Source organism: Bordetella genomosp. 9, from assembly GCF_002119725.1.
Lineage (GTDB): Bacteria > Pseudomonadota > Gammaproteobacteria > Burkholderiales > Burkholderiaceae_B > Bordetella_C.
Genome location: NZ_CP021109.1, coordinates 821901 through 839907 on the forward strand (window position 1 = coordinate 821901; position 18007 = coordinate 839907).

Genomic DNA, 18007 nt, shown 5'->3' on the forward strand with positions numbered 1-18007 from the left:
GCATCCCGCCGCCGGTTTCACCGGTCTCGGGCGCCTCGGCCGGCTGATCGGCTGATCGGCGCGGCCCCGCGTATCACCACACGACGCGAATCCCCGCCGCCATCGCGCGCTGGACCGAAACGCGCTGTGCGCCGCCGGCGGGCGCCATGCCGCCCGCTTCGCCGTACAGCTCGACGTTGCGGTTCAGGCGCCAGCTCGCTCCCGCGGACAGCTCGACGGCGGTATGGCCGCGTTGCGCCGCGATGCGGGCCGAGCCCGCCGGCCCGCGCACGCGCTGGACGTCGGCGCCGTGCAGCGCGTGCCACAGATTGGCGCGGGCATAGGGCCGCAAGCCGGCGGCACCGATGTCGTCGGCCGTTACGCGCACGCCGATTCTTCCCATCACGGCGGTGCCCGGACGCTGGCGTACCGTGGCAGCGGGCAGTGCGACGTCATCGAAATGGCGGTGAATGACGACGGCCTGGATCTGCGGCTCGGCCCGCCAGCCAATGCCCACCGGCAGCGGCACGCCTGCTTCCACGGAAACCAGCGTGCTGCGCGACCGGACGTTCGCGCCCCGCGGGCCAGGCAGGCCGGCAATGCCTGGCGCTGCCGTTGCCACGCCCGCCGTCTCCGTCTTTCCGCGTTGGCGGCCGTGTTGCGCAACGACGCTCGCATACGCGCCCGCTTCGTTCGTGCGGATCCAGTACGCCCCGGCATAGTGTCCGCGGCCATGCAGCCGGCCCGCGTCGGCGCCGCGCATCCCGGACACATCGCCGTGCACATGATGCCGCCACGCCAGCGTGCCGCCATAGATCCCCATGGAAACCTGCGGGCCGGCATAGATGTCCGCGCCGGCCACCGCGCCCGTCACGGATCCACGGCTGCGTGGCGACACGGTGCCACGCTGGCGGATATGCGCGCGCTCATCGAGAACATGGGCCCACGCGCGCCGCCGCGACGCGCCGGTATCGGAATGACGCGGCGCCTCCGCATCGTCGCGGCCGCGCCGCGCCCCCGCGAGCACGGCGAGATCGGCGTGCGCGAGGACGGCCGGCAGCGCGGCGTGCAGCGCGATCTCCGGACGATAAGCGGTTCGCCCGGATCCCGCGGGAAAGCGCGGATCGGCGCGCGGCAAGGTGCTGCGCAGGTACCAGCTTTCCCCGTTGCCCTGCGCATCCCCGGGGAACAGGCGGTATTCGAATGCGCCGGCGGCGACCTGGCCTTCCGTCAGGACGAAGGCGTCGCGCGTGGTCTGGGCGGTGGTCGTCGCGCCGTTGACCGCGCGCACGACTTCGATGCCGTCGCCATCCGTGGCGGCGCCCAGGCCGTCGGCATTCGCAACCGTGATGCGGGTGTGTCCGGCCGCGCGTCCGCCGTCGATGACCAGACGATCCGTTGCGCTCCCGCTGCCGCCGAGCACCGTCGTCAGGTGCAGTTCTCCATTCAGCCCGACGTAGTCGCCTTGCACGGTCAGCGTGTTTCCCGGCTGGGTCCCCTGCAGTCGGATCGTGCCGGCGTTGACCAGTGCCGCGATGGTCTGCGGCCTGCCCCCGGTGTCCAGTACTGCGTCCTGTGCGATTCGATATTGCATGCCGGCGCCCAGGGCATCGTCCGTGCCGGCGCGCACGGCGCCTTCCATGATGGCGAGCGTGCCGGCAGCCGTGTTGCTCCCGGCCAGTTCAAGTGTGCCGGCTCCCGTCTTCGTCAACGCGCCATCGCCGGTCAGCGGTCCCGCGCCAGCGCACGATGCGCCCGCCCGTGTCGATAAGGCCGCCTTGCGCGCCGAGCCGGATGGGGCGGCCGCTGTCGACGTCGCCGGTCGTCCGAAGGGCGCCTCCGGCGAAGGTCAGCGGCGCGCGCGGCGCGCCCAGATTGCGGTCGTCGCCGATCTCCAGAATGCCTTCCTGAAGCAGAACGCCGCCGGTGTGGCGGTTGGCGCCGCCCAGTTGCAGGGTCCCGCGTCCCGTCTTCATCAATATGGCGGCACCTTCGATGGCGGCCTCGATCGTGGCGCGCATCGTCTCCGAGCCGGAGACGCCGTCGCCGACGCGCAGCGGCGTCAGCGCCGCCGTGGCCTTGAGCACACCGGGGCCGGTGAGGCGATAGCCGTCCGTTGCGAACTGCGCGCCGGAAAAGGTCACGGGGGCATCGCGGCTGGCGATTTCCACCGTGCCGGGTTGTCCATCGAATACCGCGTATGCGCCATCGGTCCATCCGCCCGCGCCGTCCGCCTGCGGATCGCGGCCTTCCCATATCAACAGCGGCCCTGCAGCCGTGTGCACCACGTCGATACGGCCGGATCGCGATGTGCGTATCGACCAGTCGTATGCCCGCGTTCCCGCGGGCACCGCGCGGATCTCCATGGTTCTGTCCGTCAATTGGCCGCGATAACGCATCAGGCGGTGGATGCCGCGCCGGTATGCGGCAGCGTCCTGCCCGGCGATGTCCAGGGCGCCGTCCAGCACGACATCGCCGTCCACGTCGATGCGCGGGGGACTTTCCGCGCCGTCATGCGCATCGCCGTCCGTGACAGGCAGGCGTACGGTGGCGCCTGGAGACAAGGTCAGCGACGGCATCGACAGCGTGCGCGTCGCATCCGGCGCGAGCAGGGCGCCGCCATCGTCGATCCGCACCGGGCCGCCCAGCGTCCCCTCGCCGCCCAGCGCCGCGCCTTTGCGCACGACGACCGCGCCCGTGGCCGCGTGTTGATCGCCATTCACGATGAGCGTGCCGCGCCGCACGTCGGTCATGCCGGAATAGGTGTTCGCGGCAAGCAGCACGGTGGTGCCGCTGCCGGCGTGCACGATGCGTCCGGGGCCGTGAATGCCGGCGCGCATCTGCACCGCGTCGCGGCGGTTGAAGATCAAGGTGTTGTGGTTATGGACGGGACCCGCGACCGAACCGGCGACGCCGCCGTTGCCCAGTTGCAGCGCGCCGTCGCCGATGGCGGTCGGGCCGGTGTAGTGCTGGTCGGCGGTCAGTGTGGTCTTGCCCGCGCCGATGAAGTACACGCCGCCGTTCCCGCTGATGCGGCCGTCGAAGACGGTGTCGGCGTCGTGATCGAACTCGACCAGGTCGTGGTTCAGGATATGCCCTGCCACGCTGCCTTGCGCGTAGCCGTCGCCGATCCGCAGGATGCCGCGTTCGACGATGGTGCCGCCGGTGTACGTATTGGCGCCAGTGAGGCGCAGCAGCCCCGGGCCTGATTTGCGCAGGCTGCCCGGGCCCGACATGTCATAAGAAATGGTCATTTGCCCGCCGGGCTGTTGCACCGGAACATCCAGGCGGCTTTTCAGAATGAACCGGCGCCGCTCGCCGTCGCGTCCGGCCTCGGCGGGCGCCGCCGCGTCCAGCATCAGCAAAGGCATGGCAAGCAGCGGCATGGTCAGAAGCGATCGCGTCGACCATTGGCGCCGGGCGCCGGCCCCCTGCGCGCCGCGCGCCTTGCCGGCGGGTTCCCGCCCCGCGCCATGGGATCCCGGTTCCCGCAGGACTGGCTGCGTCCGGGCCAACGGGCGTGGCTGCGCTCGGGCCAGGGGCGAGGGCTGCGCCGCGGCCAACGGAAGGGATGTGGGCCTGCCCAAGGGATCGCGCCGGGTTCGCGCGAGCGATTCGGGATGCGGCTGGCGCTGCGATGCGGGGCGGGCTCTCGCGAGCAATGCAGGACGGACCTTCACCATGGATCAGTCTCCGTAGACGGCGCGTGCGCGAGGCCTGGGCCGGCCGCCGTGTGGCGGTGTCCGGCATCGGGCGCGCGGAAAAGGAAAAGGCCGGCGGGGAGCCGGCGTCCGGCAATCCCGGCGGAGTCTAGGAGTCTGATACCGAGTAAGACGAAGAGAGGGGCGTAATGCGGACTGGTCCTAGGTTCAAACGACCGACATCGTCCCAAGGACCGGGAGTCGATCCGAAAAGGCGCGGTGTCGGTGCGGGGGTTTGGCTGATATCCCGATGGTGGGCCGGACCGTGTCCTAGTTCTGCTTGTCGGCGTCCAAACGTTCCGGGTCCAGCCGCATGCCGCCGCGGCGATGGGTCAGGAACGTGATGCCCCACAGGATCACCCCCAGCAGCAACAGCCACCCGGCAACGTGGTACTGGATCGGGTCGCGGCCCGTCAGCGGCGTCACCAGGAACAGGCAGGAGGCCGCCCCAAGCCATGGGACCAGCGTCACGGTGCGGAAGTGTTCGTGCTGCACCCGGTCGCGCCGCAGCACGAGCACGGCGACGTTGACGAACGCGAAGACGGCCAGGAGCAGCAGGGCGGTGGTGCCGCCCAGGGCGCGGATGGCCTGCGATTCCGCTCGCGACACCAGAATCGTCAGCGCCAGGCCGATCACCGTGGTGAACAGAATGGCCGCCCACGGGGTGCGGGTCCGCTCGTGTACCCGCGAAAGAAAGCCGGGCAGCACACCCTGATTCGCCATCCCGTACAGCAGGCGGCTGGCCATCATCATGTTGATCAGCGCCGAATTGGCCACCGCGAACATCGATATGACCGGCATGATCTGTTCGGTCGGCAGGCCGGGCGCGGCGCGTTGCACCACCAGCACCAGCGGCGTACTGCTCGCAGCCAATTCGCCGACGGGCACCAGTGCGACCGCGCAGATCGATACCAGGACGTAGATGGCCGCCGTCAGGCCCAGGCCGGTCAGCATCACTTTGGGGAAGATGCGATGCGGCGCGTGCGTTTCCTCCGCCATGTTGACGGAGTCCTCGAAACCCACCATGGCGAAGAACGCCAGCGTGGTGGCCGAGGTCACGGCCAGGAAAACGCTCTTGTCTTCCGGCGTTTCGAACGCCATGGCGCGCGAGAAATCCGCCTGTCCGCCCGCAATGGCATAGAAGCCCAGCACAATCACCATGAGAAGGCCGCTGAGCTCGATCAGCGTCAGTACGACGTTGGCCTTGACGCTGTGCGAGGCGCCGCGCAGGTTCAGGAGCATGACCACCGCCAGGAAGCCCAGCGCGCCCAGCGTGACGATATTCCCGTCCGCCTGCACGCCGAAGGCCGCGAACAGGTTGGCGGCAAAGGCGCGCGAGGCCGTGGCCGCCGAGGTCAGCCCGGAACACATGACCGTGAAAGCGACGATGAAGGTCAGGAAATGCACTCCGAAGGCCTTGTGCACGTACAGCGCCGCGCCGGCGGCCTGAGGATACTTCGTCACCAGCTCCAGGTACGACAGGGCCGTCAGCAGCGCCACCACGAAGGCCACGAGAAAGGGCAGCCATGCCGCGCCGCCGACTTCCTTGGCGACCTGTCCCGTCAGGGCATAGACACCGGTGCCTAGAATGTCTCCGACGATGAAGAGCAGCAACAGTTTGGGCCCCATGACGCGCGCGAGCGGCGTGTGATTGTCGGCCGCACGGCCGGTCGATGGCTGGGTGGCGCTGGACATGGCGTGATTCCTATGTTGGCTTTATTCGATCTGTGATGTATCCCGTGAACGCGACGCGTCAGTCATTGGCATAGCGGAATTCAGGCAGGGCCCGCAGCGAATCCTTCGTCGCGCCTTCCATGCGCAGGCGCTTGTCGACCACCTGCAGCTGCTTGAAAGGCACGGCGACCAGGCGTTTGCCCATGCCGAGGAATCCGCCAACGGACAGGATGGCGTACGGCTCCTGATCGCCCGGACTGACGATGATGTCGTCCACGGTGCCGATTTTGTTGTTGTCGTTGTTATGGATGTCCGCGCCGATCAGTTTCGACGCCCGATAGCCGGTCGCGAGCTGCACCACGTCGACGCGTTTCTGGGTAATCGATTGCGGGGCGCCCTGCGCGAGCGGCGCGCCGATCGGCAAGGTGACGGCCAGGATGCCGGCCGCCAGGGCGGCCGCGATCGGAACGGGTGTGGCGGTTCGCTTCATGATGGAAATCCTCCCAAGGTGCGGGCGGGCCGGCATGCCCGCCCTCGCGGCGAGGCTGGCCGGCGCCGGAAGCGCCGCCGGCCAGCCCATCCGTATGCGCCCGGAAGCAAGCAGCGGGCCTGACAGTACAGATGGCGGTCTTTCGCGCGCCGCTCTGTACATTGCGCCCCGCGCCCCTTTAATGCGTCCGTAAGGTGCAGGGGCTACTTTGTCGGGGAGCGGCCGGCGGCCATCTTGCCTGTCGGGATGCGTGGTCCGCTTACCAAGACAGGAATCGGCAGAATGCAGCAACCCCATACGGCGGAACGTCCTTCCGCCTTCACCCTCGCGCGCATGGTCGTGCGCGTGACGGCCGGCAACTTTCTCGAACAGTTCGACTTCTTCCTTTTCGGCTTTTATGCCACCCAGATCGCGGCGGTGTTTTTTCCCGCGAGCAGCGAGTTCGCGTCGCTGATGCAGACCTTTGCGGTGTTCGGCGCCGGCTTTTTGATGCGGCCGCTGGGCGCGGTGGTGCTGGGCGCGTATATCGACAGGGTCGGACGGCGCAAAGGCCTCATCGTCACCCTGTCGCTGATGGCGTGCGGCACGATTCTGATCGCCTTCGTCCCCGGCCATGCCTCCATCGGCCTGTTGGCGCCCCTGCTCGTGCTGCTGGGACGCCTGCTGCAGGGTTTTTCGGCGGGCGCCGAGCTGGGGGGCGTTTCCGTCTATCTTGCGGAGATGGCGACGCCCGGCCGCAAGGGTTTTTATACGGCGTGGCAATCGGGCAGCCAGCAGGTATCGATCGTCGTCGCCGCCGCCCTGGGCTTCGCGCTGAACCGATGGATGGATACCGCGACGATCGCGGCCTGGGGCTGGCGGATTCCTTTCTTCGTCGGCTGCATGATCATCCCCTTCATCTTCGTGCTGCGCCGCCGGCTGGAAGAGACGCAGGCCTTCAAGGCGCGGCAGCACCGGCCGGGCTTGCGCGAATCGGCGATTTCACTCGCGTCCAACTGGAAGCTGATGCTGGCCGGGGCGGCGATGGTGGCGATGACCACTGCCTCGTTCTACCTGATCACCGTCTATGCGCCGACCTTCGGCAAGACGGTGCTGCACCTGACCACGTCCGACAGCTTGCTCGTGACGCTGTGCGTCGGCGTCTCCAACTTCATCTGGCTGCCCGTGGGCGGCATGATCTCCGACCGGTTCGGGCGCAAGCCGGTGCTGCTTGCCATGACCGCGCTGGCGATCGTCACGGCGTATCCCGTCCTGTCCTTCCTGGCCAACGGGCCCACCTTTGCCAAAATGCTGCTGGTGCTGCTGTGGCTGTCGTTCCTGTACGCGATGTACAACGGCGCCATGATCGTGGCCTTGACCGAGGTGATGCCGGCCTCGGTGCGGGTGGCGGGCTTTTCGGTGGCGTACAGTCTGGCGACGGCCATTTTCGGGGGCTTCACGCCGGAGATATCGACGGCGCTGATCCACGTGACGGGCGACCGCGCGTCCCCGGGATACTGGATGACCTTCGCCGCGCTTTGCGCCTTTCTTGCGACGCTGGCGCTGTACCGGCGCGGCGCCACGGCCGCGCGGCTGGCGGCGCAGGCCCGCTGATATCCAATAACGATTTGTCCATCTTCATGTCGAGGAGACCATGAAAGCCCTGACGTTTCTGTCCCAACCGGCCCTGCGTGGCCTGAAAGCCAGGACCGGCCTGCTGGCGGGCTCGCTGCTGGCGGCTTCGATCGCCTTCAGCCCCGTCCAGGCGGCCGAACTGCATGTCCTCATCTCCGGCGGTTTCTCCGCCGCGTACGAGAAGCTGGGCAAGCAATTCGAGGCGCAGACCGGGAACACGCTGGTCACCGAGCACGGCCCATCGATGGGCAAGACGCCGGAAGCGATTCCAAACCGCCTGGCCCGTCATGAGCCCGCGGATGTCGTCATCATGGTGGGCTATGCGCTGGACGACCTGATCAAGAAGGGACAGGTGGACCCCGGCTCCCGCGTGGAACTGGCCGACTCCGCCATCGGCATGGTGGTCAGGCAGGGGCAGCCCAAGCCGGATATCTCCACCGAGGCCGCACTGAAGAAGACGCTGCTGGATGCGAAATCGGTGGCGTATTCGGATAGCGCCAGCGGCGTGTACATCGAAAGGGAATTGTTCAAAAAGCTGGGCATCGAAGCGCAGCTCAAGCCCAAGGCCGTCAAGGTGCCGAAGGTCCCCGTCGCCTCGCAGGTTGCCAGCGGCAAATACGAGATCGGCTTTCAGCAGGTTGCCGAACTGCTGCCGGTTCCGGGGGTAACGTTCGTCGGCCGGATCCCGGACTCCGTGCAGTCGATCACCCGCTTCGCCGGCGGCGTGCCCGTCAGCGCGTCGCATCCGAAGGAGGCGGCCGAACTGCTGAAGTTCCTGTCGTCGCCGCAGGCGCAGCCCGTGGTCAGGGAAACGGGCCTGGAATCGGTCGCGAAAAAGTAAGCGTCGGCCGCCGGGCGCAACGATCGCGGACGATCCCGGCGATCATGCTCAGGCGGCCTCGGGACAGGCGCGGCTGCCGTCCTTCAACTGCTCCAGGAACCATCGTCCCGCCGGCCCGGGAGGATGGTCGTGGCGATAGACCGCATGCACCGGGATCGGCGGGACGCGGCAGTCGGCGCTTTCGCGCGTGAGCGCGACCAATTCGCCGCTGGCGATCTGCGCCTGCACCATGGCAAGCGGCATGTGTCCCCACCCAAAGCCGGCGCACAGGAAGGCATGCTTGGCGCCCATGTCGGCGAGCCGCCAGGTCTGCTGCGAGAAAACCCCGTAGTGGTTGCCTTCGGTGAGGCGGGTGCGGTCGGTCAGCACCAGCTGCACGTGCCGGCCCAGTTCCCTGGCGGTGATTTCTCCCTGGAACGACGCCAGCGGATGCGACGGCGCCACCACTTTGACCATGGGCACGTCCAGCAGCTTCTCTGCCTGCAGGGCGTCCGGAATGGTGGGCAGGCTGCCGATCACGCCCAATGCGCAGGTGCCGTCGAGCACCGGCTTCAGGACGCCGCCCAGCGCTTCCACATACAGGCGCAGCGGCGTGTGAGGGAACGCCCCCCGGAAGCCGCCCACGGCCAGCGTCAGGGCCTGCATGGGGTACATGACGTCGATGACGGCGGTCAGCTCCGGCTCCAGCCCTTCGGCCATCGATTTCGCCTTGGCCTTGAATGCGTTCATGCCCTGCAGGACGCCGCGCGCTTCCTGCAGCAGCGCCCGGCCGGCATCGGTGAGCACCGGATAGCGGCCGCCGCGGTCGAACAGCCGCACGCCGGTCTGCGCCTCCAGGTTCGCCAGGGTATGGCTGACCACGGACTGCGCGCGCCGCAGCTGGCGCCCCGCGGCGGAAAAACTGCCCGTTTCGGCGGCGGCCACGAAGGTCCGCAGTTGGTCGATGGATATGGCGTCCAGCATGGCGTATCGGCGTGACGGATGGCGGGGTCCCAAATATACGCGCCGGCCGCATGGTTGTGCGCCGTTTCCCTGCGGCCCGGCCTTTCTACTCATCGACGACGCGCCGCCGCGGCCCGCGGCATACGGGCGGCGCACGGGCATATGGGTTGCACAGGGCAGACGCCCGACCGAAGGAGATACCCCATGGCTGAAACCACCACCGATCACGAGACCATCCGCAAATGGGCGGAAAAGCAGGGCGGCAAGCCTGCGGCGGTCGATCGCACCCACAAGGACGGCGACGTCGGCATCGTGCGCATCATGTTTCCCGAGGCGCCGCATTCGGAGCATCAGTCGCTGGTCGAGATTTCGTGGGACGAGTTCTTCGAGGAATTCGATTCCCGCAAACTGGCGCTGCTGTACGAGCCGGACGGCATGTTCAGCAAGCTGATCGGCCGCGAGACGGCCGAACGGCGTGAGCACGGAGATCACGGCGCGGCGCGCAAATGAACGCGCCGGCGCAGTGGACCCGTCCGCTGGAGCCACGCATGACGCCGGCGCGCGTGGCCGTGTTCCGCGCCTTGAACCTGGGCGACATGCTGTGCGCGGTGCCGGCGCTGCGCGCATTGCGGGCCGGACTGCCGCGCGCCGAAATTTCACTCGTCGGCCTGCCCTGGGCCCGCGCCTTCCAGGCGCGCTACGCCGCCTATGTCGACCGCTTCATCGAGTTTCCCGGGTATCCGGGATTGCCCGAAGCGACCGCGCGCCCCGATGAACTGGATGTCTTCTTCGCCGGCATGCGGAAACAGCACTTCGATCTGTGTTTGCAGATGCACGGCAGCGGCCCCACCAGCAACCGCGTGGTGGCGCAGTTCGGCGCGCACCGGGCCGTGGGTCTGGGTTCGCCGGACGACGCGGCATCCGTTCGCATCTGGCCCTATCCTTCGGACCGCCATGAGGTGCTGCGCAACCTTTATCTGGTCGAACAGTGCCTGGGCGTCGATGGCCGGGACGACGCGCTGGAATTTCCGCTTACGGCGCAGGATTGGGCGGAGCTGCGCACCCATTCCGATTTGATGGCCTGCCTGGATACGCCGTACGTCTGCCTGCAGCCGGGCGCGCGGGATCCCGCCAAGCGGTGGCCGGCGGCGGATTTCGCGCGCGTCGGCGATGCCTTGGGCGAGCGCGGCTGGCGCGTGGTATTGACCGGCTGCGGCGCCGAGCGTGCGCTGGCCGAAACCGTGGCCGCCCGCATGCGCCATCCTTGCCTGATCGCCGCGCGGGACATCTCCGTCGGCGGGCTGGCGGCGCTGCTGTCGGGCGCGAGCCTGCTCGTGTCCAACGATACCGGCGTGGCGCATCTCGCTGCCGCGCTGCGGGTGCCGAGCGTCGTCATCTTCTTTGCGACGGATCCGATGCGCTGGGGCCCGCCGATGAACGGCCCGCATCGCGTCGCGGGAGGCAATTGCATGCCGCCGGCCGATACGGTATGCGCGGCCGCGATAGGGCTGCTCGAACGCGTCCGTTCGCCGGTGAGCTGAGTCTCCACGGGGCGCTGCGCCGCGCGGCCTAGGCGGCGAATGCAGCGTCGGCGTCATACAACCGGCATGCCTGCTCGATGACCGCATCCGCCGGGACGTCGTTGACGAACGACGCGTCATGCCCGCAGCGATGGTCGATGCAGCTCAGGCCGCATACCGGGCAGTGCACGCGATACGACACCGCCAGGCCCTGGTTGCGCGCGGTCAGCGGGCCGTAGCTGTGCAGATTGCCGATCCAGTAGATCGTCACCGCGGGGCGGTTCAGGGCCCGGGCGAGATGCGCGGGGCCCGTGTCGTTGGAGACCAGCACGTGCGCGCGCTCGAGCAAGGCGCACAGCCCGCCGGGCGAAAGCCGCCCCGCCGCATCGATGGCCGGTGCGCGCATCGACCGGCAGACCGCCGCCGTGATGGGCGCTTCGCCGGCGCTGCCATTGACGATGACTTGCGCGCCGCGCGCGGCCAGCGCATCGCCCACGGCCGCGAAGCGCGCCGCGTCCCAGCGGCGGCGCGGGTCCGTCGCGCCGGGCTGCAATATTGCAAAGGGCTCGCGCAGCGAAGGCAGGCGCCGTTCACATTCCTCGCGATCGGCCGCGCGCGGATGCAGCCGCGGTTCGACCATGGCGCCGTGCGCTCCCGCCAGCGCCACGCAATCGCGCAAAAGCATCGCGCGGGGCATCAGGTCGTGCACGGCCGGAATGTAGGCATAGTCGCGGTCCAGCGGCGCGGCGTCCAGCGTGCGCATGCCGGCCGTCACCCGCGCACCGAGCGCCAGCACGAAGGGATTGCTGTAGCGGCCCCCGCCATGCAGCTGCAGCGCGATGTCGAAATTGCGCTGCCGCAGCTGATCCAGCACTTGCCGGATGGGCGCCTCCCGCACCGGTTCGCCGGCGGGCGCCGTGATGCCGGGAATGGGCGGCAGTACGACCACTTCATCGACCGGTCCTGGCCGCGCCGCCAGAAAGTCGGCGTGCCACTGGCAACCGAGCAGCGTGATGCGCGCTTCGGGATAGGTATCGCGCAACGCCTGCAGCGCCGGCAGCGCCAGGATGAAGTCGCCGATGGCGTTCGCCCGCAGCACCGCGATGCGGGCGACGCCGGACAGCGCGGCAACGGGCGGCGGGCCGCTCATGTTCCGTCCTTGAACCGCCAGCGCGGCAGGTCCACCTGCCGGTCCGGAACGGTGGTGGGCAGCTCCTGGTGATAGGCGGACGACGGCATGATGCCGCAGCCGCCATAGCGCGCCATCACGCGCATCTGCGCATAGACGTCCTCGCCGCAATGGATGGCGGGCACGTCGCGCCAGAACCCGAAGCCGCCGCAGTCGAGCAGCTTGGCGCGGTCGTAAAGCACGCACCCGCCCGTCCACGCGACCTTGTAAGCGCGCCAGCGCCGGCCGGCCGGCAGCGCGGCGCGCTGCACGTGCCACAGGTTCGCGGCATTGTGCAGGACATGGCGCGACCACGCCGGCCCGTCCGGCTCGATACGTTCGGGCCGGACGATGTCATCGTCCCAGAACTCCACCGCCTGCTGGTGCGGACGCACGTCGTCCCGATATGACAGGCCGATCACTGCGTTGCCGATGAAGCCGCAACCGATCTGGGCCATCGCGTCGGCCATGCGTTCGATGGCCTCTGGCTCCAAAATGACGTCATCGTCCAGGAACAGGACATAAGGCGCGCTGGCCTGCCGCAGAAGATAGTGCCGCTGTTGCGCGAGGCCGCGCCGCGGCAGGTTGCGGGTCAGGGAAACCCTCTTGCGGCGCGCCCGCAGCAGCCGGACGATGGAACGCGCTTCGCCCGATTCGTATCCGGGCGCGCCGTCCGATTGGTCCGCCACGTGTATGTCGAAGTCCTCGAAGCGCTGGCCCATGAGCGACGTCAGCGTGACGGCAAGCGCCGCGGGCCGGTTGCACGTGGGAATCAGGACGTCCACCGCCGTCATCGCGCATCCCGCGCCGGGGCAGCCGGCGCGGCCGCCCCATACAGGTAAGGGTTCAGCGCGGGGTCGTTGTACATCTTGAACTGCCGGTGCGCGCGATACGTGCAGCGTCCGTGCACCAGGCCGTCGAACAGCGCCTCCAGGCATGCGCGCATGTGGGCATGCTGGGCCCGCAGGGCGGCAAGCCGCGCCGCGCACCGGCGCCGGTGCGCTTCGTCGGCGTCCTGGCGCTGCGCCTGCAAGGCCATGTGATGGATTTTCAGGCGGCCGATCGACATGCGGTCGATCAGCGATCCGGCAGTCTCGCTGTTCACCCAATGCAGGCCGTGCGGCGCCCCGTCTGCGTGACCGACCGCGGCCAGGATCAGGTCGTCCATGGCTTCGATCGCGTCGTTGCGGCACTGGTTGTACCGGTCGATGGCGCGCTTGTTGGCCACGATGGCGCTGTCGGGCGCGTCGCGCCGGCGCGCCTGGTCTTCCTCGTTCCACAGCAGGCTGTTGTAGCGGTGGTTCTCCAGCGCCTGCCGCAGCAGCGGGTGTTCGGGCGGCTCGACGTTGCGCGCCGGCCAACCGGGCTCGCGCAACGCGTGCGCGTGCAGGGTGTCGATGTCCGCTGCGTCGCAAAGCGCCAATCGGGGTTGCGGGTGGTCGCGCAGTGTCATAGGTCCTCCCGTTTTCGTATCGGGTCGCGCGGACGGCGCCGGGCGTTGCGCATCAGCATGGGCGGCCTCCGCGGGCAATTCCTGCCCAGCGGTGGCCAAGGCCATGCCGCCGCGTCGCCACAGGCCCGATGCGGCATGCGCAGTCCGGCGTTGCGGCCGTCGGGGCCTCAACCGGCGCGGGTTGCGCGACGGCGCTCATGCAACCGACATGCCATCGCACACGGCACGCATCCTGCGCGCCTCTTGCGGCCAGGCGGGAAGGAGTCCGCCGCGTGCAATCCTGACCGATTCACATCTCGCGGGAGACGCTATGAAGAACAGCATGGTCGATACGATCGTCGCCGCGGCGCTGGGCGCGGCCGCGATGTATTACTTCGATCCGGAACTGGGGCGGCGCCGCCGCGCCATGCTGCGGGATCAGCTGGCCGGCCGCGGCCACGACGCCGAACGCTTCCTGCGTCGCAAGGCGCGCTACGTACGCGGTCATCTGCAAGGCATGGCGGCGCAAACGCGCTCCGCCATGTCGCCAGCCGGCGAGCCCGCCAGCGACCGGCGCATCGCCGAACGGGTACGCGCCGCCATCGGCCGGGCCGTCAGCACGCCGGGCGCGGTGGATGTCAACGTGGCAGCGGGCAACGTGCTGCTGACGGGCCACATCCTGGCCGCGGAGCGCGAAAAGCTGGTGTCGACGGTGTCGGCGGTGGAGGGCGTCGAGCGGGTGACGGACCAGATGTCCGCCTACGACGACGCTGGCAACGTGCCGGAGCTGCAGGGCGCCAGCAAGGTGTGACGCCATCCGGGCGTGCCGGCCCGCCCGCATTGCGATGGGGGCAGGGACGGCCTTAGAGCGCCTTGTAGTAGTAGGTGGTGCTGCAAGGGCTGCCGTCGGGCATCAGCGCGTAGGCCGGCACGTCGCCCACGCGCTGCCATCCTGCGCGCTGGTACACCCGTTCGGCGTCGCTGCCGGTGGCCGTGTCGAGCACGAGCACGGTCAGCCCTTCGTCACGCGCAACCTCCTCCGCCGCAGCCATCAGCCGGGCGGCCACGCCGCGCCGGCGGGCACGGCTGTGCACGAGAAGCTTCGAGATATCCGCGCGGTGCGGCTGGTTTTCGACGCCCGCGAAAACGATCTGCACCGTTCCGACCACGCGCTCGTCGTCATCCTCGGCGACGAGCAGCACCCGATTGCCGCCCTGCACGCCGCGCACGACGCCTTCCCAGAAACCGGTCGCCTTATCGCGCGTCATCGGCAGCATGAAGCTGACGGACGCGCCGTTCTCGACGCAATCGACCAATATGTCGGCCAGTTGGCCGATACAGGCTTGTGCCTGGACACCGTCCAGGCGGCGCACGCGAACCGGTGAAGTCATGGGGAGGCCTTCCTCAAGGTTGAGCAGGCCGAGTTTATCCGGAGGTTTCTTTTTCCGGACGGAGATTTTCGGTACCCCATTGACGCAAGGCTTGCAGCACCGGCTGCAGGCGCCGGCCTTTTTCGGTCAGGTGGTATTCGTGGTGGTCGTTGCGTTCCGCCGAAGGCCGGGTTTCCAGCACGCCAAGCGCGACCAGCTTGCGCAAGCGGGCGCTCAGGATGTTCCTGGCCATCCCCAGGCGTTGCTGGAAGTCGCTGAAGCGGCAGGCGCCGGCCAGCGCCTCGCGCACGATGAGCAGGCTCCACCAGTCGCCCACCGCGTCGAGCGAGCGCGCGATGGGGCAAGGATCGTCCAATAACCGTTTGCGCTGCATGGTGTCTGCCTCCCGCCTTTCTGCTTATGGTTGCAATGTTAAACCATGGTGCGTATGATCCTTATGGTTTCGAAATTAAACCCAAAGACTTTCACGCCAACCCTTCGCCGCGTCCCAGGCGCGGCCGCCGGAGTGACCGCGATGACTACGCTTTTCGATCCGCTCGACATAGGTGAATTGCGCCTGCCCAACCGCATCGTGATGGCGCCATTGACCCGGCTGCGTGCGCCGGGCGGCGTGCCGAATGCGCTGATGGCCGAATACTACGTCCAACGGGCGTCGGCCGGCCTCATCATTACGGAGGGCACGCCGGTCTGTGAAGAAGGCGTCGGTTATCCGAACGTGCCGGGCATCTGGAGCGAGGCGCAGGTGCAGGGATGGCGCATCGTGACGGATGCGGTGCACCGCGCGGGCGGGCGCATCGTCGCCCAGCTCTGGCATGTCGGCCGCATCTCCCATCCCTTGCTGCTGGGCGGGCGCCTGCCGGTGGCGCCGAGCGCGATCGCGGCGGACGGGCATGTCAGCCTGCTCCGCCCGCAGCAATCCTATGTGGTGCCGCGCGAGCTGGGCCTGGAGGAAATTCCCGGCATCGTCGCGGCCTTTCGCAAGGCGGCCCGCAATGCCAAGGCGGCCGGCTTCGATGGCGTGACCATCCACGGCGCCAACGGCTATCTGCTGGATCAGTTCCTGCAGGACGGGACCAATCGCCGCACCGACGCATACGGGGGCGCGGTGGAAAACCGCGCCCGCCTGATGGTGGAAGTGGCCGAAGCCGTGCTCGGCGAATGGGGGCCCGGACGCGTCGGCCTGCATCTGGCCCCGCGCGCGCCCTCGCATTCCATGTCCGACAGCGATCCCGCCCGCACCTTCGGCTATGTGGCCCAGGCGATGCGCCGGCTGGGAATGGGGTTCCTGTTCGTCCGCGAGACGGAGGGCGACGGCGCCTTGCTGCCGCGGCTGAAACAAGCGTTTGGCGGCGTGGTCATTGCCAACGACGGCTTCGACGCGGACTCGGCGGCCGGCGTGCTGGCGCGCGGCGATGCGGACGCCGTGTCCTTCGGCAAGGCGTACATCGCCAATCCCGACCTGGTGGAGCGGCTGCGCGCGGGCGCGCCGCTCAATGCCGTGGACACCGGGACCATCTACGACCTGGAGCATTGCAGCGGGCGCGGGTACACCGATTACCCGACGATGGAAATGGCGGCGGCCTGACGCGCCGTTGGCACAGGCGGCGCACCCGCGGCGCGCTCAAGACGCGGTCCAGAACCGGCTGATCGGCGGATTCGCGCCGGTCACCGGATCGGTGGCCGGAAAGGGCAGCGTGGCGATGCGATCCAGCATTCCTGCCGTGGGCGCCTCGCGGCAGATGTCCCACTTCTGGCCCGGCGGGTAGGCGCCTACAACCATGAAATCCGGACTGGCCGTGAGCTGACGATGACCGGTGCCGGCGGGAAGGACGACGACGTCGCCCTTGTTCACCTGGACTTCCCTCCCGTCCGGCCCGCCCAGCATGAGGCGGGCGGATCCCCGCGCGACGCCCAGCACCTCGTGCGCGGACGAATGGTAGTGGTGGTAATCGAAGATGCCGTCGCGCCATTGCGGCGGCCACCCGTTGCGTTCGAACAGCGCCTCGAAGGCGCCGGCGTCGGCCTGCGCCAGCGCTTCCTGATAGTGCAGCACCGGCAGGCGCGGGTGATTCGGCACCCAGCCGTTGCGCGCAAGCCGGAGCGTGACCGGGGTATTCATGATTCCTCCTGCTTCAATGGTTTCGCCCGGATGGTGTACGACGCGTTGCCCAGGCCGGTGCCGACCGTCAGCACGCCCCAGCGGCGCAAGTCCTCCAGATAAGGCAGCTCGGACAGACCCTGCACGACGGCGTCGTTGTGCAACTGAACCTGTGTTTCCTCGCCGCCGATGGCCGGCAGGCGCTTGCACAGCTCGGCCGGCAGGTGGAACTCCGGATTCTCCCAGTCGCCGGGCAGGTTCTGCGTGCCGCGGCTGATCGAGCCGTCCTGCCGGATGCGGCCAGGACAGGCCACGCCGACCCAGGGTGCCAGTTCGATCTTTTCCCTGGCCGCATAGTCGATCTGGGTCTGCAGCATCTCGGCGATGCCGCGCACGACGTGCTCGCGCCGGGTCGCGTCGCGATCGCGGGCATGGCTCCACTTCTCGGCGCTTACCACCTTTGCCTTGCGGGCGTCGCCGTTCTTGGGCATGCGCACGATGCCGCAACGCACGTTGGTGCCGCCCAGGTCCACCGCCAGAATGGCGCGGTAGCGCTGCGCCAGCTCTTCCGGCATCAGGTGGAGCCAGCCGATCAGTCCCCCTTCGTCGGAATGATGATGCAGCGGGTGCAGCTGTACGTGGATATCGTCATGGAACAGCTTGCGGCCGGCCATCTTCAGCGCCTTGGCGCCGATTTCGCTCTGCTTCAAGCCGCCGCCGATCATGATGCGCTTCACGCCTTTCCACGAGTCGTGCCGCAGGAAGCGCCGCACCACGCGGGCCAGCTGTTCCGAATAGTCCTCCAGCGCCGATTGAATGGCGGCGGCGGCCGGCCCTTTGCCGGCCAGCAGCTCGTCCAGCTTCTTCTTGCTGATTTCTTCCGTGGGCTTGCCGCCGAAAGGATCCTGCCCGTGCAGCGCTTCGAACAGCGTGCGCCACGCATCCAGAATCGCCTGGAAGGCGGAGCGGCTGGCGGAATCGCCCACGTAGCCATTGCCGTCGCGCAGCGCAAGGCTGTAGCTGTTGATGGTGACGTGCGGCAATTCCATCGCGCCGTGCGCGAGACGGTTGTTGCTGGTCGGCATGGACGGTCCCCTGGCCCGTGTCGTCGATCGCCGCCATGCGCCTGGGCTGTCCCGTACAGCGTCGGCCGATGC

The 18007-nt window shown here is 68.5% G+C and carries 18 protein-coding genes; 6 read left to right on the plus strand and 12 right to left on the minus strand.

The genetic code is table 11. The features are described from left to right. Window positions 1–73: 73 nt before the first annotated feature. The 4 genes from CAL13_RS03880 to CAL13_RS03895 form a co-directional block, all read right to left on the minus strand. Window positions 74–1690 (minus strand): autotransporter family protein, encoded by a 1617-nt coding sequence (locus CAL13_RS03880; protein WP_086071574.1) that lies wholly within the window; start codon window positions 1688–1690, stop codon window positions 74–76. After that, the gene (locus CAL13_RS03885) at window positions 1662–3365 is read right to left on the minus strand and encodes an autotransporter-associated beta strand repeat-containing protein (protein ID WP_198297907.1); all 1704 of its coding nucleotides are present in this window, start codon (window positions 3363–3365) and stop codon (window positions 1662–1664) included. Before CAL13_RS03885 ends, CAL13_RS03880 begins: the two co-directional genes overlap by 29 nt. 585 nt (window positions 3366–3950) lie before the next feature. Further along, on the minus strand, window positions 3951–5375 hold the full coding sequence (locus CAL13_RS03890) for an APC family permease (RefSeq protein ID WP_086071576.1): 1425 nt from the start codon (window positions 5373–5375) through the stop codon (window positions 3951–3953). 58 nt (window positions 5376–5433) lie between these two features. Then, window positions 5434–5844, minus strand: a complete 411-nt coding sequence (locus CAL13_RS03895) for a PRC-barrel domain-containing protein (RefSeq protein WP_086059227.1) — start codon at window positions 5842–5844, stop codon at window positions 5434–5436. Between the two features lie 282 nt (window positions 5845–6126). On the opposite strand from CAL13_RS03895, the gene CAL13_RS03900 reads away from it, so the two are divergent. Continuing rightward, window positions 6127–7437: an MFS transporter gene (locus tag CAL13_RS03900; RefSeq protein ID WP_269768191.1), complete on the plus strand. Its 1311-nt coding sequence runs from the start codon at window positions 6127–6129 to the stop codon at window positions 7435–7437. A gap of 40 nt (window positions 7438–7477) precedes the next feature. After that, entirely contained in the window at window positions 7478–8299 is an 822-nt protein-coding gene (locus tag CAL13_RS03905; protein ID WP_086071577.1) for a substrate-binding domain-containing protein, read from the plus strand. A gap of 48 nt (window positions 8300–8347) precedes the next feature. Here the strand turns inward: CAL13_RS03905 and CAL13_RS03910 are convergent, their stop codons facing one another. Beyond that, the gene (locus CAL13_RS03910) at window positions 8348–9262 is read right to left on the minus strand and encodes a LysR family transcriptional regulator (protein ID WP_086071578.1); all 915 of its coding nucleotides are present in this window, start codon (window positions 9260–9262) and stop codon (window positions 8348–8350) included. 183 nt (window positions 9263–9445) lie between these two features. Between CAL13_RS03910 and CAL13_RS03915 the strand changes: the two genes are divergently transcribed. Together CAL13_RS03915 and CAL13_RS03920 are read left to right on the plus strand one after the other, a co-directional pair. Next, entirely contained in the window at window positions 9446–9751 is a 306-nt protein-coding gene (locus CAL13_RS03915) for a hypothetical protein (protein WP_086056210.1), read from the plus strand. Continuing rightward, window positions 9748–10782, plus strand: coding sequence for a glycosyltransferase family 9 protein (locus CAL13_RS03920; RefSeq protein WP_086071579.1), 1035 nt, complete (start codon window positions 9748–9750; stop codon window positions 10780–10782). Before CAL13_RS03915 ends, CAL13_RS03920 begins: the two co-directional genes overlap by 4 nt. A 28-nt stretch (window positions 10783–10810) precedes the next feature. Here the strand turns inward: CAL13_RS03920 and CAL13_RS03925 are convergent, their stop codons facing one another. The 3 genes from CAL13_RS03925 to CAL13_RS03935 are packed head-to-tail and all read right to left on the minus strand — an operon-like array spanning window position 10811 to window position 13382. Next, complete coding sequence (locus tag CAL13_RS03925) at window positions 10811–11911, minus strand: glycosyltransferase family 9 protein (protein WP_086071580.1); 1101 nt, start codon at window positions 11909–11911, stop codon at window positions 10811–10813. Beyond that, entirely contained in the window at window positions 11908–12723 is an 816-nt protein-coding gene (locus tag CAL13_RS03930) for a glycosyltransferase family A protein (protein WP_086071581.1), read from the minus strand. The genes CAL13_RS03925 and CAL13_RS03930 overlap by 4 nt, the downstream gene beginning before the upstream one ends. Beyond that, window positions 12720–13382 (minus strand): DUF4254 domain-containing protein, encoded by a 663-nt coding sequence (locus CAL13_RS03935; RefSeq protein WP_157664790.1) that lies wholly within the window; start codon window positions 13380–13382, stop codon window positions 12720–12722. Before CAL13_RS03935 ends, CAL13_RS03930 begins: the two co-directional genes overlap by 4 nt. 310 nt (window positions 13383–13692) lie before the next feature. On the opposite strand from CAL13_RS03935, the gene CAL13_RS21140 reads away from it, so the two are divergent. Further along, the gene (locus CAL13_RS21140; protein WP_157664791.1) at window positions 13693–14172 is read left to right on the plus strand and encodes a BON domain-containing protein; all 480 of its coding nucleotides are present in this window, start codon (window positions 13693–13695) and stop codon (window positions 14170–14172) included. Window positions 14173–14224: 52 nt separating this feature from the next. Here CAL13_RS21140 and CAL13_RS03945 read toward each other — a convergent pair whose 3' ends face one another. Both CAL13_RS03945 and CAL13_RS03950 read right to left on the minus strand, forming a co-directional pair. Beyond that, complete coding sequence (locus tag CAL13_RS03945) at window positions 14225–14752, minus strand: GNAT family N-acetyltransferase (RefSeq protein ID WP_086056215.1); 528 nt, start codon at window positions 14750–14752, stop codon at window positions 14225–14227. 34 nt (window positions 14753–14786) lie between these two features. Next, a complete protein-coding gene (locus tag CAL13_RS03950) occupies window positions 14787–15125 on the minus strand; it encodes a winged helix-turn-helix transcriptional regulator (RefSeq protein WP_086071583.1) in 339 nt (112 codons plus the stop codon). Window positions 15126–15266: 141 nt separating this feature from the next. Here CAL13_RS03950 and CAL13_RS03955 point away from each other — a divergent pair, with 141 nt between their 5' ends. After that, a complete protein-coding gene (locus CAL13_RS03955) occupies window positions 15267–16337 on the plus strand; it encodes an alkene reductase (protein WP_086071584.1) in 1071 nt (356 codons plus the stop codon). Between the two features lie 36 nt (window positions 16338–16373). On the opposite strand, the gene CAL13_RS03960 is transcribed toward CAL13_RS03955, so the two are convergent. Beyond that, window positions 16374–16871, minus strand: a complete 498-nt coding sequence (locus tag CAL13_RS03960; protein WP_086071585.1) for a cupin domain-containing protein — start codon at window positions 16869–16871, stop codon at window positions 16374–16376. Then, entirely contained in the window at window positions 16868–17935 is a 1068-nt protein-coding gene (locus tag CAL13_RS03965; protein ID WP_086071586.1) for an ROK family protein, read from the minus strand. The genes CAL13_RS03960 and CAL13_RS03965 overlap by 4 nt, the downstream gene beginning before the upstream one ends. Between the last annotated feature and the right edge of the window lie 72 nt (window positions 17936–18007).

Coding starts and splice junctions, on each gene's coding strand:
- CAL13_RS03910 (WP_086071578.1), bottom strand. CDS start 9,262: ATGCTGGACGCCATATCCATCGACCAACTGCGGACCTTCGTGGCCGCC.
- CAL13_RS03905 (WP_086071577.1), top strand. CDS start 7,478: ATGAAAGCCCTGACGTTTCTGTCCCAACCGGCCCTGCGTGGCCTGAAA.
- CAL13_RS21140 (WP_157664791.1), top strand. CDS start 13,693: ATGAAGAACAGCATGGTCGATACGATCGTCGCCGCGGCGCTGGGCGCG.
- CAL13_RS03925 (WP_086071580.1), bottom strand. CDS start 11,911: ATGAGCGGCCCGCCGCCCGTTGCCGCGCTGTCCGGCGTCGCCCGCATC.
- CAL13_RS03930 (WP_086071581.1), bottom strand. CDS start 12,723: ATGACGGCGGTGGACGTCCTGATTCCCACGTGCAACCGGCCCGCGGCG.
- CAL13_RS03935 (WP_157664790.1), bottom strand. CDS start 13,382: ATGACACTGCGCGACCACCCGCAACCCCGATTGGCGCTTTGCGACGCA.
- CAL13_RS03945 (WP_086056215.1), bottom strand. CDS start 14,752: ATGACTTCACCGGTTCGCGTGCGCCGCCTGGACGGTGTCCAGGCACAA.
- CAL13_RS03965 (WP_086071586.1), bottom strand. CDS start 17,935: ATGCCGACCAGCAACAACCGTCTCGCGCACGGCGCGATGGAATTGCCG.
- CAL13_RS03900 (WP_269768191.1), top strand. CDS start 6,127: ATGCAGCAACCCCATACGGCGGAACGTCCTTCCGCCTTCACCCTCGCG.
- CAL13_RS03920 (WP_086071579.1), top strand. CDS start 9,748: ATGAACGCGCCGGCGCAGTGGACCCGTCCGCTGGAGCCACGCATGACG.
- CAL13_RS03915 (WP_086056210.1), top strand. CDS start 9,446: ATGGCTGAAACCACCACCGATCACGAGACCATCCGCAAATGGGCGGAA.
- CAL13_RS03950 (WP_086071583.1), bottom strand. CDS start 15,125: ATGCAGCGCAAACGGTTATTGGACGATCCTTGCCCCATCGCGCGCTCG.
- CAL13_RS03890 (WP_086071576.1), bottom strand. CDS start 5,375: ATGTCCAGCGCCACCCAGCCATCGACCGGCCGTGCGGCCGACAATCAC.
- CAL13_RS03895 (WP_086059227.1), bottom strand. CDS start 5,844: ATGAAGCGAACCGCCACACCCGTTCCGATCGCGGCCGCCCTGGCGGCC.
- CAL13_RS03885 (WP_198297907.1), bottom strand. CDS start 3,365: ATGCCGCTGCTTGCCATGCCTTTGCTGATGCTGGACGCGGCGGCGCCC.
- CAL13_RS03955 (WP_086071584.1), top strand. CDS start 15,267: ATGACTACGCTTTTCGATCCGCTCGACATAGGTGAATTGCGCCTGCCC.
- CAL13_RS03960 (WP_086071585.1), bottom strand. CDS start 16,871: ATGAATACCCCGGTCACGCTCCGGCTTGCGCGCAACGGCTGGGTGCCG.